This window comes from Dyadobacter sediminis (assembly GCF_005860765.1).
GTDB classification, from domain to species: Bacteria; Bacteroidota; Bacteroidia; order Cytophagales; family Spirosomataceae; genus Dyadobacter; species Dyadobacter sediminis.
This window is the reverse complement of record NZ_VCEI01000032.1, coordinates 34,189-47,802: the sequence shown is the minus strand read 5'-3', so window position 1 is coordinate 47,802 and position 13,614 is coordinate 34,189. Positions and strand designations below refer to the sequence as shown.

General features: G+C 44.5%; 10 protein-coding genes. 4 read left to right on the top strand and 6 right to left on the bottom strand.

Annotation, left to right across the window (positions count from 1 at the left end; all coding sequences use genetic code 11):
* Positions 1-15 precede the first annotated feature (15 nt).
* The 4 genes from FEM55_RS24315 to FEM55_RS24300 form a co-directional block, all read right to left on the bottom strand.
* A complete protein-coding gene (locus FEM55_RS24315; RefSeq protein ID WP_138284010.1) occupies positions 16-1,563 on the bottom strand; it encodes a SusD/RagB family nutrient-binding outer membrane lipoprotein in 1,548 nt (515 codons plus the stop codon).
* Positions 1,564-1,610: 47 nt separating this feature from the next.
* Complete coding sequence (locus tag FEM55_RS24310; protein WP_229209402.1) at positions 1,611-4,658, bottom strand: SusC/RagA family TonB-linked outer membrane protein; 3,048 nt, start codon at positions 4,656-4,658, stop codon at positions 1,611-1,613.
* A gap of 324 nt (positions 4,659-4,982) precedes the next feature.
* Positions 4,983-6,179, bottom strand: coding sequence for a glycoside hydrolase family 130 protein (locus tag FEM55_RS24305; protein ID WP_138284004.1), 1,197 nt, complete (start codon positions 6,177-6,179; stop codon positions 4,983-4,985).
* A gap of 33 nt (positions 6,180-6,212) precedes the next feature.
* On the bottom strand, positions 6,213-8,045 hold the full coding sequence (locus tag FEM55_RS24300) for a sodium:solute symporter family protein (protein ID WP_138284001.1): 1,833 nt from the start codon (positions 8,043-8,045) through the stop codon (positions 6,213-6,215).
* A 274-nt stretch (positions 8,046-8,319) separates the two neighbouring features.
* On the opposite strand from FEM55_RS24300, the gene FEM55_RS24295 reads away from it, so the two are divergent.
* Entirely contained in the window at positions 8,320-9,204 is an 885-nt protein-coding gene (locus FEM55_RS24295; protein ID WP_138283997.1) for an AraC family transcriptional regulator, read from the top strand.
* 112 nt (positions 9,205-9,316) lie between these two features.
* Here the strand turns inward: FEM55_RS24295 and FEM55_RS24290 are convergent, their stop codons facing one another.
* Together FEM55_RS24290 and FEM55_RS24285 are read right to left on the bottom strand one after the other, a co-directional pair.
* The gene (locus FEM55_RS24290; protein ID WP_138283994.1) at positions 9,317-10,384 is read right to left on the bottom strand and encodes a branched-chain amino acid aminotransferase; all 1,068 of its coding nucleotides are present in this window, start codon (positions 10,382-10,384) and stop codon (positions 9,317-9,319) included.
* A 104-nt stretch (positions 10,385-10,488) separates the two neighbouring features.
* Positions 10,489-11,037, bottom strand: a complete 549-nt coding sequence (locus FEM55_RS24285; protein WP_138283991.1) for a cob(I)yrinic acid a,c-diamide adenosyltransferase — start codon at positions 11,035-11,037, stop codon at positions 10,489-10,491.
* A gap of 112 nt (positions 11,038-11,149) precedes the next feature.
* Between FEM55_RS24285 and FEM55_RS24280 the strand changes: the two genes are divergently transcribed.
* From FEM55_RS24280 to FEM55_RS24270, 3 genes are all read left to right on the top strand, one after another.
* Positions 11,150-11,662, top strand: a complete 513-nt coding sequence (locus tag FEM55_RS24280; protein ID WP_138283986.1) for a hypothetical protein — start codon at positions 11,150-11,152, stop codon at positions 11,660-11,662.
* Between the two features lie 13 nt (positions 11,663-11,675).
* Entirely contained in the window at positions 11,676-12,935 is a 1,260-nt protein-coding gene (locus FEM55_RS24275; protein ID WP_138283983.1) for an S-adenosylmethionine:tRNA ribosyltransferase-isomerase, read from the top strand.
* 79 nt (positions 12,936-13,014) lie between these two features.
* Positions 13,015-13,608 (top strand): Uma2 family endonuclease, encoded by a 594-nt coding sequence (locus tag FEM55_RS24270; protein WP_138283980.1) that lies wholly within the window; start codon positions 13,015-13,017, stop codon positions 13,606-13,608.
* Positions 13,609-13,614 lie beyond the last annotated feature (6 nt).

Sequence of the window (13,614 nt, the reverse complement as noted above, 5' to 3'; positions counted from 1 at the left end):
TCTACTAATTTATACTTATTTGTCCCACCAGACACGGGTCAGAAAATCATCTTTGCCCATTCTGGCAACGCCTTCCTTGTAATTGGCTTCATTAACGGCCAGCTCGCTGATCGGAAATATAAGTCTGCGCGGAATAACGCCGCCCGTCAGGTTGCCCGGATAATTTGTCGGTGTCAGTGCAGGAATGCCTGTTCTGCGCCAGTTTGACCAGCCTTCATAATGATTGAAAGTGGAGGCGGTAAGAATAAACATTTCAGAATGGATCTGAGTCAGTTTATTGGCCAGCGTTCCGGCTACGGGATACGGGTTTGCGGTAACGTAAGCCTGCGCATCTGCCGCACTAACAACCCCTGCCGTTGCATCAAAAGCCGCAAGTTGCGTTACAGCAGCTTTCTGTCCGGCTTCGTAGGCATCTTTGGCAGTTCCGGCTGTTGCCCATCCTCTTTCAATGGCTTCGGCAGTAAGGAATTTGGTTTCTGCAAAAGTTAAAAGAATGTTCGGATCGTCGTCGTCATACATCAGGTCGGTCGGACGGGAATAGTTCTTGATGTTTCCGTCGCCTGTTTTTGTAACCAGCCCGTTTGGCCCGCTGCTTTTATCAAGGCCATTCGGCAAACCTTTCTGATTGGCTACCGTTTTGTCACCGTTTGCAAGCTGGGAAATGATGCTGATGCGCGGATCTTTTCGGGCCTTCATCATATCAATCAAAGTTTTCGACCACTGGAAATTATCGCCTTTGATCAAACCGCGTCCGATGCCCAGGTTATAGGAATTCGGGTTGCGGCTCGCTGTCGAACCTTCGGTATGGATAAATTTGAAAGTATCATCGTTGGAAGCCATTAACCCGCCGTCGATTGCCTTTTTTGCCCAGGTCTGAGCCGCAGCCGGGTCTGCTTTCTGCATGCGCATGGCAAGGCGGAGCATCAGCGAATTGGCAGCCTTTTTCCACTTTGAAACATCGCCCTTATATACAAAATCGGCTGCAGTAGGAACATAGGCGGATGCATTCAGTGCAGCGCCGGCTTCATCCAGTTCTTTCAGCATATCCATGTATATGGCTTGCTGCGGATCGTATTTAGGCTTGTAAATCTGACTAATGAATCCTTTTCCGGCTTCTGAATAAGGAACATCGCCATACAAATCTGTAATGATATGCATTTGAAGTACCTTTAATATCCTTGCCATGGAAAGAATATTGACATCTGCAGGATCTTCGGATGCCTGTGAAATGATATCTGCAAGGCTTTTTACAGAATTGACATAGGAGTCAGCAAAATACGCTCCGCTGTTATCCGCATTGTAAGTGTACTTGTCACCTGCGTAGTAGTCATCAACCGATGCAAGCTGCTGAACAATAGTCCCTGAGTAAATGAAATTGCCGCGCCACACTTTATACCCCGGATCGCCCGCCGAGCCTGAGATCTGCAATTGAGCTTGTGCAAGCAAGTAATCCAGCGGAACTTCCGAAGGAGCAGTAGGATTTATATTAATTTCTTCAAAATCTTTGGTACATGCGCCGGCTCCGAGCGTAAGGGCAAGCACAACTGCTATTTTTCGTATCATAAGAATCTTTATAGTCATGTTTTTATAATTTCCTGAAAAGGTCCGGATCAGAATTTCAGGTTAAGGTTCACACCAATACTACGGGTTGTAGGCACGCCGGCAAATTCATAGCCTTGTGCATTACCGTTTCCATAAGTCGATTCCGGGTCGATGTTAGGCGTTTTCTTCATCAGAATTGCAAGGTTTCTGCCCACAAGCGAAACCGATACTCCTTTGAACGGCGATCTGCCGAAAACTCTTGCAGGGATGCTGTAATCAAGTATCACCTGACGAAGCTTGATGAAATCCGACTTGTAAATGAAAGGCTCACCAAAATTGTAGAGGTTTTCATAGTATTGAGTGGCCGGTACACTTACCGTATTGATTTCTCCTTCTTCATTTACACCTTCGCCCACAACGCCTGTTTCACGACCGACAAGTGACTCTTTGGACAAGCCGTATCGTGTAGCCAAAGCATTTGTTCCGGAATAAAGATGACCGCCAAAACGACCATCAAACAAAACAGAAAGACCAACGCCTTTGTATCTGAAATTGGTAGTAAAGCCCATTGTATAGGGCGAGATTCCGGTTCCATAAGGTTTCAAATCACCTTTAAGCGGCAAACCTTGAGCATTATATACGATTCGTCCCTGATCATCCCTTACAAAAGAAGTTGCTTTCAGCAAGCTGAAAGGCTGGCCAACCTGTTGAAATACATAGGCTGTTTGAGAACGGGGATTGTCAACCTGTATACTTTCCAGGCCATCGCCAAGGAAAACTACATTGCTTTTATTGTATCCAAGATTATAGGAAATATCCCAGGTGAAATTTTTGTTTTTAATCAGATCGTAATTCAGCATCAACTCAACTCCGCGATTGGATATTTGTCCAACGTTAAGCAGTACGCTGGTAAAGCCGGAAGTTCCGGAAATAGATGCAGCAACAATATCGTCCTTGGTCTGGCGATCGTAATAGGTAAAGTCAAGACCAAGTCGGTTGTTGAAAAGCCTGTTTTCCAGTCCTAACTCATACGTGTAACTTCTTAGGGGCTGAAGTCCTGCATATGGTACAGTACTTCCATTGATTTGTGCAAGCGGAGATCCAATATGGGCTCCGGAAAGTCCATAGTATAGGGAAAGCCTGTAAGGATTTGTATCGCCGCCTGCTTTTGCCCATGAACCTCTCAATTTGGCATAACTTATTACTGAAGGCAATCTTATAGCTTCTGATAATACGAAACTACCTGCGATGGAAGGGTAAAATAAACTGTTTTTTCCAGGTGCAAGTGTTGAGAACCAGTCATTTCGGCCGGTAACAGTTACATATGCATAGCTTTTGTATGAAAACTCAGCCGAACCGTATACCGAATTGATTCTTTTTTCAATGTAGTTATAAGAAGCATTGCGTGAAGCCGGATTGATATTGGTTATATCATAGAAAAACGGAATGTTAAAACTTGATCCGCTGATATAATCCTGTTTTACAACTTGTTTCATTAAGTTTCCTGCAATCAGCATATTCAGGTTCAGGTCACCAACGAGCTTTCTGTTTATTCCGAAGAGGAGCTCCGAGTTGACTTCCGAAAATGACTGTACGTTTTTGTCAAAACCGCCAAGTGGTTGGTAAGGCGTTCCGGTCGGGGTTATAGCTGTGTAGTTGTAAAAGTATTTGTCAAAACCTACACGCGCTTTTGCATATAACCAGTCTGTGAAATTATACCTTGGTTCAAAGGAGACAATAAAGCGGTCTTTATTATCGTCCTGCTGAAACTGGGTTGCTGCAAAGTAAGCGTTGTCCACATAAATGTTGTCACCCCAAACCTGTTCATAGCCACGATCATCCAGCATACTTTGCTTCATGGTTTCCACACTTAGTGTAGTCGGCATGTTCACCAGGGTGTAATTGGCATTTCCGGGCGAATCGGAAACCCTTGGCCTGTTATGGCTTTTCTCTTTGATGTATTTTACATTAGCCAGTATGCTCAGGTTTTTGCTAAGGGTTCCATTGACATTAAGGGAATAATTCTGTCTGTCAAGCGTATTGTCAGGAATCAGGCCCTTGTTGTTCATGTTTGCCAGAGACAAACGATAAGTAATGTTCTCTGTAGCACCGGTCAATGCAACTGAATTATTGAAAGTGCTTCCTGTTTTGTAGAATTTGGTAAGGTTATCTTTTACAGCAGAATAAGGACGTGAAACACCGTCATACTGAATAACACTTGATCCGTCCAGTTTGGCACCGAAGCTGGAAGAACTCATTGCTTCTTCGCGGGTTGTAGGTTTTACTCCGTTTCTTCCCATTCCATATTCATACTGAAAATCCTTGAACTTGGTAATCAGCAAATCATCCGTAGTAATATTGGAGTTGATTTCTACGCCAATTCCTTTTCCTGCTTTTCCCCCTTTTGTGGTAACAAGAATAGCGCCATTGGATGCGCGCGAACCGTAAAGTGCTGCTGCTGTCGCACCTTTTAATACGCTCATGCTTTCGATTTCCGAAGGGTTCAAGCTTGAAATTCCGTCGCCGCGATCACCACCGCCCCACATTCCGGCTGCTCCGAGGTTGCTGTTATCAATAGGAATACCGTCTATGATAATCAAAGGCTGGTTGTTATTATCTATTGATCCGTTACCGCGCAGTGTTATACGTGTTGATCCGCCGGGGCCGGTTGCTGTACTTGTAATATTCAGACCGGCTACTTTGCCAACCAGTGTATTGGCCATGTTGGTGGAGCGTGCCTGAACCAGTTCTTCGCCTTTTAGCTCCGATACAGCATAGCCCAAGGCTTTTTTCTCTCTTTTAATACCCAAAGCGGTTACAACGACTTCATTTAAAGCGGTGGCTTCCGGTGTGAGTGAAACATTTATTATTGATTCACTGCCGACTGTTACTTCCTTCGAGTTGAAACCAATAAAACTGAAGGTCAGGATTTTGCCTTTTTCAACACTGATACTGTATTCGCCTTTGTCGTTTGTAGTTGTACCGCGGCTTGAACCTTTTACTACAACGTTGACCCCGGCCACTTCTCCTCCAGCTTCTTCGGTGACTTTTCCTGTTACTGTCATTTCCTGTGCATAACTGTGCATGGAGCACACGGAAAGCAGTAACAATACCATAAGTAGTATTCGTTTTTTCATACGCATTATTAAATAAGTAAAATGTAGATAAATGGACTACCTGACAACAGGTTATTATTATAAAATTTGATCAAATATACCAATATCTGTATGTTCCGTATATAGTTATTTTTTATCTGAAAATAACACATTTTTAGCATTTTAATGATTTGATTATGAAATTACGCCTTTGAAAAATGAGCAAATTCAGTGTGACTTAAAGTAGTATACGCTTTATGGCTGAAACAGGGGGGCAAAAGCAGATGTACAAATTCAATACAGCATCAACGCTTTCAGGTATCATCGGGATCTGTACTATTTTTCTCAGATAATAACCGGCTGAATGCTGTTGAGGTACGTTTTGTTCCGGTCAATAAGGGTATTTAACGTCTGCAGTGAAGTGGCTGATCTTAATCCGTCTTCCGGCGTGTTAATTACGTAATCGCAGAGTTTGTCCAGCGTAGAAGTGGCAACATGAAGCCTTGTGTCGGAAGAAGCATAGTAAATGTACACATTCCCGTCATCATCCGGAATCCACCCGTTGCAGAAAACGACGTTCGGTACATCGCCGGTGCGCTCTTCGCCTTCCGGAGCTAAAAAGTAACCTGCCGGCTTATGCGTTATTTTTGTAAGATCCTGTAAGTCAGTCATAAATAGATAGAGTACATACCGCAGTCCGGCAGCCGTTTTCCTGACTCCATGCGCCAGATGCAACCATCCTTTTTCCGTTTTGATAGGCGCCGGGCCGAGTCCGTTCTTGGCTTCATAAATGGTGTGGTACTTTTTCTGATGTATGATATATTCTTTGTCAATTGCTGCATTTTCAATGCTTGCCGATAAGCCCAGTCCGATGCCGCCGCCTGTTCCTGCTTCTATAAAGCCATCCTGCGGACGTGTGTAAAAGGCGTATTTCCCGTCAACAAATTCCGGATGCAGCACAACGTTCCGCTGCTGCGCGGACGGCGTTACAAGATCTTTCAGCCTTTCCCAGTTTTTCAGGTTTTTAGTTCGTGCAATCCCGCATTGCGCTATGGCTGCAGATTCGTCGCCGGGCATTGCACCGGGATCTTTGCGTTCGGTACAGAAAAGTCCGTAAATCCATCCGTCTTCATGCGCAGTGAGTCGCATGTCATAAACATTGCCGTCGGGAACTTCGGTTTCCGGCACATGAACCGGATATTCCCAAAACCTGAAATTGTCAATGCCATTCGGACTTTCGGCAACGGCAAAGAACGATTTCCGGTCATAGCCTTCTACGCGCGCTACGACAATGTATTTACCCTCAAACCGGATTGCCGCCGCATTGAATACCGAATTGACCCCGAAGCGCTTCATGAAGTAAGGATTGGTTTCCGGGTTCAGGTCGTATTCCCAGATAACCGGTGCGTGCGCGCTGGTGAGAACGGGGAATCTGTACCGGTCATAATTTCCGTTTCCGGGCAGGACCTCCACATTCGGTCTGAGCAGCAATGCTTCCTTTTCGGCTGTAATTTGTGCAAGGCGATCCTGAAATTTATTCATGACAGTATTCTATATGTAGGGTAAAATAAAAAGTTAATTCAGCGGCAATTTCCGGTACCATGTTTTCCAGAGCACAAGTATGCAGACCACCAGCACCAAAGCGGAAATACACGTTTGCAAAGGCATCATGAGTATGAAAAATACAGGTAATACAGTAATGGCAGTCTGCGCAACAATTCCGACTGCTACATTGAACAGATCTTTCCTGAAATTCATATCGGGAGCAAAGGAATGATCTTCGCGCCGAATGGCTTCACGCACGGGTTTCCAGAATCCCCACGGCATGACATTCCTGTAAAACTTGGTGAGTACTTCCATATCTGTCGCAGGTGTCAGCAATGATCCCGCAATAGCGCCGGCAGCAGAAACGAGCAATATGGCCGGAAAGTAAAACAATGGCAAAGCGTCCGGAAAAAGGTAAGGAAAGACCATCGCCGAAACAATGCCGGCAAGCATTCCCCAGAAAAAACCGGTACTGTTCAGCCGCCACCAGTGCCATTTCAGTACGTTGGAAGCAATGTAGCCGCCAAACAATGCGGAGACAATCCATTGCAGGATGCTGTTCACATCTTTTGCAAGAAACCCGAGCAGGATACTGATGAACACGACGACTATGCCAAGCAGATAATTCATTCTTGTAACCTGTTTGTTGCTGGCGTTCGGATTTACGGATTTCAGGTAAATATCGTTGACAAGATAAGCCTGCGCTGCATTGAAAGTGCCTGCAAAAGTGCCCATAAAAGCGCCCATCAATCCAATCAGTACCAAGCCAAGCAGGCCGGGCGGAATGTACGTGTTCAGAACTGCGGGCAGAATGCGTTCGAAATCCGTTCCGTTTGCAGAGGAAATGTTGAGGTCACGGTAAAAAAGCAAACCGATTACGGTAACTCCCATGATGAAAAGATAACGCGTCGGCAGCAGCACAACATTCACGATCATGCTCATTAACGCAGCCTCGCGCGGCGATCTGGCCGAGAGGATTTTCTGCATGTCATAATTCGGCGCCGGTCCGGCGAGGCTTGCAAGAATTCCTTTTGCCGACATCAGCGCAAAGAAGTAGCCGAACGGTGAAAAGCCGTCTGTTTCGATTTTTCTGTTTACATCCGAAATGTATCCGTTCCAGTTCAGTCCCAGTTCCTTGCCGAAAAACAGATGATGCCATCCGTCCGGAACCGGCAGGCTGCCGGCTTTATGCAAGGCATTCATGGCAATGCCGGCAACGGTAACGGATACAATCGCCATGATGATATAATGAATGAGATCCACCCACACAATGCTTTTCATCCCGCCCAGCAAGGAATAAAAAACGGTAAACAGAGTAAATACAATCCCGTATGCATGCGGTACGTATTCAGGAGCAATGTGTATAAACGGAACGTAAAGCTGCACCGATTGCCAGGGAATGAATATTTCAAGGAATTTTCCCAGACCAATAAACCCGTAAGTCATGAAACTGATGCAGCTCAGCAATGCAAATGCAACGATTACACGGTGTGCCGGCTGCGCATCAGGCTTGTTGCCAAAACGGGTAAGCATCCATTCGGCCCCGGTGGAGACATTGGAACGGCGCAGCCATATGGACAGGTAAACCATCATGAACACCTGATTGAAAACGGGCCATAACCACGGAAGCCACACGCTTTTAAGGCCATACACAAACATGATTGCGACCATCCACACGGTTCCTGAAATGTCGAACATTCCCGATGCATTGGAAACGCCGAGCATCCAGTAAGGCATGGATTTTCCGCCAAGCAAGTAATCATTTTTGCTTTTTGCCGCCTGCTTTTTAAGTATGACACCGATGATGGTTACCAAAACGAGATATAGGATAATGACAAGCAAATCAATGGATTGTATCTTCATGCGGTCGGATTTTCCGGAATCAGCCACAAACATCTGCAAAAGTATTCGCTGAATCCGTATTTATATAATACTATCTTATCTTGAATTAAATTAAAAACGACTATTTGCTAATTAGTAAATTGCTAAATTGAAGGATTAATTTGTGTTATCTCAATAAAAATCATAAAATTTTGTAATATTTGATTGAATAATATTCTTAATGCAAGCTAATTTTGCATGATACTTTACTTGCCCCCGGTTACCGTACCTGTATATACCTTTAACCTGAATGTCTATGAGTGAAATTTACCGTGAAATTACCCCTTTGACCCAATATGACTGTTTTACCATTTTTGCCAGAAACAAAACGTTCTTTGATTTTCCGCTGCATAATCACGACGAGTTTGAGCTGAATCTCATTATTGGCGGCAAAGGTGTGAAGAGAATTGTAGGCGATCATACCGAAGCTATTGACAATGAAGAGCTTGTGCTTGTAGGCAATAACCTTTCGCATTGCTGGCTGAATCATAATTACAAATGGCAGGAAGGAATGCCCGAAGTGTATGAAATTACGGTGCAGTTTCACCGGGATCTTTTTGATGATAAATTTCTGCGCCGCAACCAGTTATTTTTCATACGTTCGCTGCTGGAAAAATCCTCAAAAGGAATTTCATTCTCCAAGGAAACCATTGAACGCATTGTTCCCCGGCTGAAAGCACTTGTACAAAAAAGCGGGTTTGACTCGATTCTTGAACTGATGTCGATTTTGCATGATCTGTCCGTTTCCAGAAACATGCGCACCTTGTCGAACAGTACTTTTATTGATGAAAAAATCAATTACAACAGCCGCCGGATTGAAAAGGTATTTGCGCATATGCGCGACAATTACGATAAGGAAATAAATCTGGAAGTCGTATCCAAACTGGCGGGAATGTCGGAAGTTTCTTTCAGCCGGTTTATCAAAAAAAGAACGGGTAAAACCTTTATCGAAAGCTTGAACGAAATCCGGCTTGGCCATGCTTCCCGGTCGCTGATCAATACGTCCAATACGATTTCGGAAATTGCGTACAAATGCGGGTTCAATAATCTTTCTTATTTCAACCGGATTTTCAAGAATAAAAACGGCTGCACGCCAAAGGAATTTCGTGACAACTATTCCGGCACGAGGACATTCATATAGAAACAGAAAAGTTCAAATAAAACAAAAACAGAAAAGTTCAAAGCCGGGAACTGCACGATGCCGTGAATCCCTGCTTTGAACTTTTAAGAATGAACTTCCGATCTTTTTAAGACTACACTTTCAGCATCCAGCCAAAAACGTCTTCTTCCTTTCCGGTGCGAAGGTCAGTCAGGTATTTTTTTATTTTATTAACAAACGAATCTTCCTTGATTTCCGGCAATGCATAATCCACGCCCTCGTAAGCGATGCTTGCAAACGGAGAAATAACAACTGCCGTTCCTGCACCAAATGCGGCTTCAAGGCTTCCGTCTTTCAGGCCGTCGATAATTTCCTTTACACTTACCCTGCGCTCCTCAACCGGAATTCCCCAATGCTGCGCAACGGCGACGATGCTTTTACGCGTAATACCGTCAAGCGTTGTTTCGGAAACGTAAGGCGTAACCAGTTTGCCGTTCAGTATGAACATGATGTTCATCGTTCCCGATTCTTCAATATAGGCATGCTCGCGGGCATCCGTCCAGATCAGCTGATCGTATCCTTCCTGCTGTGCAAGCTTGGCAGGATAAAGCGAGCCGGCATAATTTCCGGCGCATTTGGTAGCGCCCACGCCGCCTTCCGCAGCACGGATGTAGTGCGTTTCCACTTTCACGCGCGGAGGCTTGGCATAATACGTGCCAACCGGGCTTGTAAAAATGATAAAATAGTATGAATCAGACGGTTTTACACCAATGTAAGGGTCTGTTGCAAACATATACGGACGAATATACAGCGAGCAGCCGTCCTGGGAAGGAACCCATTCCGCATCCAGGCGCAGCAGTTCAGTCAGGCCGTTCATGAAAATTTCCTCGGGAATCGTTGGCATGCAAAGCCTTTCAGCCGATTTGTTAAGCCTTTTCCAGTTGTCGACAGCACGGAAGAGCAGCACTTCATTATCTTCATTTTTATAGGCTTTCATCCCTTCAAAAATAGCTTGTCCGTAATGAAGGGCAGCAGTTGCAGGGCTTAGCGAAAGGTCGCCGTATGGGACGATCCGGAGATCCTGCCATTGACCTTCGCGGTATTCTGCAATAAACATGTGGTCGGAAATATTCCGTCCGAAAACGAGATTGTTGAAATCAACCTCATGCAGACGTGACTTTGACGTCTGCTGAACCTCAATTTGTACTGTGTCGGCTGTCATGGTGCCAAAAATTTAATTGTAATTGTTCATCTTGACTGATTTCCGCAATTTACTGAATTATTTCAATAAGTTTCTAATATTTAGTACAACAATTATTTTTGAGGCTAAATGCGTGGTTTCCAGGTTACTTCTTCAATATTCAATTCATAAGTCATGGCGCGGCAAAGCATAAAAAGATAGTCGGAAAGACGGTTGAGATAACGGATCACAATTTCTTCGACTTCTTCACCCTGCTGAAGATGAATAACGGCGCGCTCGGCCCGGCGGCACACCGTTCTGGCAATGTGGCCGAAGGAAACGGACGGATGTCCGCCGGGCAGGACAAATGCCCTGAGCGGCGGAACCTGTGAATCAATAAAGTCCATTGCACTTTCCAGTACTGTGACGTCATTTTCGGACAAATCCGGAAGAATGCGTTTGGTCTGGTCCGACTCGGAAGCAAGGTGTGATCCGATTGTGAATAGCCGGTCCTGAATTTCTTTCAGAATGTCTCTCCGGTTTTCATTGACGGGCTGGTCGCGCAGCATTCCGATGTAACTGTTCAGCTCATCAACGGTTCCATAGGCATCGATCCGGACGTGTGCCTTGCTCAGGCGTGTGCCTCCGATCAGGGAAGTGGTGCCTTTGTCACCTGTTTTGGTGTATATTTTCATGATGGTATTTGAAATAAACTTTAAGGTTTTCAATTAGGTTTTGGAAGCTTCCGGGCCTAATTTTGCACCTTATTTTTAATATGGCGAAAAACCTGTTACAGGTTACTTATTCATGAAAGTTACAACATTTGCAATAAAAGTCTGGCGCTGGTTATCCGTTGTGCTGGTAATCGGGGCTTTGATATGGACGTATTCGGTTTTTCCGCAAATGGTTGCGGTCGATTTTTCAGACAGTGGCCTGGCGGAAATTTATCTGGCCAAAGAACATATTTTTTACATTGTCATGGCCTTGTTTCTGGTCAATAATGTGCTGATAGCGAGGTTTGCAAAGCTGGTATCCAATGCCGATCCGATGCATCTTCCCATTCCGAAAAAAAGGATCTGGGCGCAGCATCGTGAAGAACTGAACGAGCATCTGGTGAACTGGTTCAATTGCCTTGTGGCTGCTATCAATACCGTTATCGGTTTCAGTCTTTTTTCTCTCGCAACGATCAACAGCACGAATTATAAAGTAGACGTTTTTGATTTTTCCTGGCTGTATTACATAGGCGTTGCATTGCTTGTAATCGTGCTTCTGCTTCCGTTACGGCTTCTGTCAACGCCTGTTCCCGAGGACAGACTGTAATCTGGTTGTAAGAATGGAAGAATCAAACTTGCAGGAGGCGGCTATGAAAAGCGACTGGCGTTCAGATGCAGAATCGATCCGGCTGGAAGAATTTACATACAGCCTGCCCGATGAACGCATCGCGCGTTATCCGCTGGAAAAAAGGGACGAATCCAGGCTGCTTGTTTACAAAAACGGATTGATTCAGCACCGGCATTTTTACAATCTTCCTGAAAACCTGCCCGCAGAAACGCTTCTTGTATTTAACAACACGAAAGTAATTCCTGCACGGGCTTATTTCCGGAAAGAAACCGGAGCTGTCATTGAAATCCTGCTGCTGCATCCGGAGCTTCCTTCCCGGATTATAAACGATGCCATGCTTGTGAAACATTCCTGCGTATGGGAATGCATGATCGGGAACAAGAAGCGATTTAAAATTCAGGATACGCTTTCAACTGAAATCGAGGTGAACGGAGAAGCTGTTCATCTGGAAATAACATATGCGGATTACGAGCGGAACCATGTAAAACTGTCGTGGGACAAGGAAATCGTTTTTCTGGACATTGTAAAAGCGCTTGGCGAAATTCCGTTGCCGCCATATCTCAATCGAGATACAGAAGAAAGCGACATTCGTTCCTATCAGACGGTTTATGCCAGTCACGACGGAGCGGTGGCTGCGCCGACGGCCGGGCTTCATTTTACTGAAACGGTATTTGAAAAACTGGAATCCAGAGGAATCCGGAAATCTTTTCTGACGCTGCACGTAGGCGCGGGCACGTTCCAGCCGATCAAAGTGGATTCGGTTACGGAACATCGCATGCATTCCGAACAGGTTGTATTTTCCAGAAATTTGATCAATGATTTACTGAAAAGCGTTGAACATATTGTGGCGGTCGGCACGACGTCGCTTCGTTCGCTGGAAAGTCTTTACTGGTTTGGTGTCAAGCTTTTCAGGAAAGAAACGGCTGAGTTTCATATTGAAAAACTGTATCCGTATCCGTTTGAAGAAAGCGAACTTCCGACTGCAATGCAATCGCTTACGGCCATTGCAAATTATATGGATGAACAAAAGCTGGATTCTATCGTAGGCGAAACGGAAATCTTTATTTTCCCGGGTTACAAATTCCGTTTATGCAAAGGGCTTGTAACCAATTATCATCAGCCGGGATCAACGCTTGTTCTGCTGGTGGCTGCTTTTGTCGGTAATGACTGGAAACATATTTATTCCGAAGCAATAGTGCATGATTACCGTTTTCTGAGCTACGGCGATTCTTCTCTGCTCTGGCGGCAGTAATCCGGAATGTTCCTGAGTTAAAGGTTATTTGATAATGCATTCATTTTGGTGTAAATTGTAATACTGTAACTTGGATTTTATGGGACACGCACAGGTTTCTGAACATAAATATTCTGTCAACGAATACTTTGAAATGGAGGAAAAAAGTGAAATTCGCCATGAATATTATGATGGTGAAATTTTCGCAATGGCAGGAACTACGATGAATCACAATGACATTGTAGATAATATCCGGACCCTTTTCAAAGGTTTCTTTCGTCCGCAAGGATGCAGGGTTTTTGCCGAAAATATCAAGGTGGAAGCAATTGAAAACCTTTATTATCCTTATCCCGATGTGATTGTAACTTGTTCGGAAGAAGACATAGCCGGAACGTATGTTGTAAAGAACCCGGTTATTCTGGTTGAGGTTTTGTCCAAATCATCTGCAAGTTATGACCGCGGTTTCAAGCTAAGACAATATAAAAACATTGCTTCGCTTCAATACTTTCTGCTCGTTTCACAGAATGAATTTTACGTGGAACTTTACACGCGTACCAGTCAGAAGGCTGTATGGAATTACCAGACTTTCGATAACAAAGACGATATTATTTATTTTGAATCAATGAATTTCGAAATGCCATTATCTGCAATTTACGACAGCATTGTATTCATTCCGGGTGAAGAAAGCATTTGATTAAAG

Bases quoted from the DNA above. Each gene is read 5' to 3' on its own strand.
- FEM55_RS24315 (WP_138284010.1), bottom strand. From the start codon at position 1,563: ATGATACGAAAAATAGCAGTTGTGCTTGCCCTTACGCTCGGAGCCGGC.
- FEM55_RS24310 (WP_229209402.1), bottom strand. From the start codon at position 4,658: ATGGTATTGTTACTGCTTTCCGTGTGCTCCATGCACAGTTATGCACAG.
- FEM55_RS24305 (WP_138284004.1), bottom strand. From the start codon at position 6,179: ATGAATAAATTTCAGGATCGCCTTGCACAAATTACAGCCGAAAAGGAA.
- FEM55_RS24300 (WP_138284001.1), bottom strand. From the start codon at position 8,045: ATGAAGATACAATCCATTGATTTGCTTGTCATTATCCTATATCTCGTT.
- FEM55_RS24295 (WP_138283997.1), top strand. From the start codon at position 8,320: ATGAGTGAAATTTACCGTGAAATTACCCCTTTGACCCAATATGACTGT.
- FEM55_RS24290 (WP_138283994.1), bottom strand. From the start codon at position 10,384: ATGACAGCCGACACAGTACAAATTGAGGTTCAGCAGACGTCAAAGTCA.
- FEM55_RS24285 (WP_138283991.1), bottom strand. From the start codon at position 11,037: ATGAAAATATACACCAAAACAGGTGACAAAGGCACCACTTCCCTGATC.
- FEM55_RS24280 (WP_138283986.1), top strand. From the start codon at position 11,150: ATGAAAGTTACAACATTTGCAATAAAAGTCTGGCGCTGGTTATCCGTT.
- FEM55_RS24275 (WP_138283983.1), top strand. From the start codon at position 11,676: ATGGAAGAATCAAACTTGCAGGAGGCGGCTATGAAAAGCGACTGGCGT.
- FEM55_RS24270 (WP_138283980.1), top strand. From the start codon at position 13,015: ATGGGACACGCACAGGTTTCTGAACATAAATATTCTGTCAACGAATAC.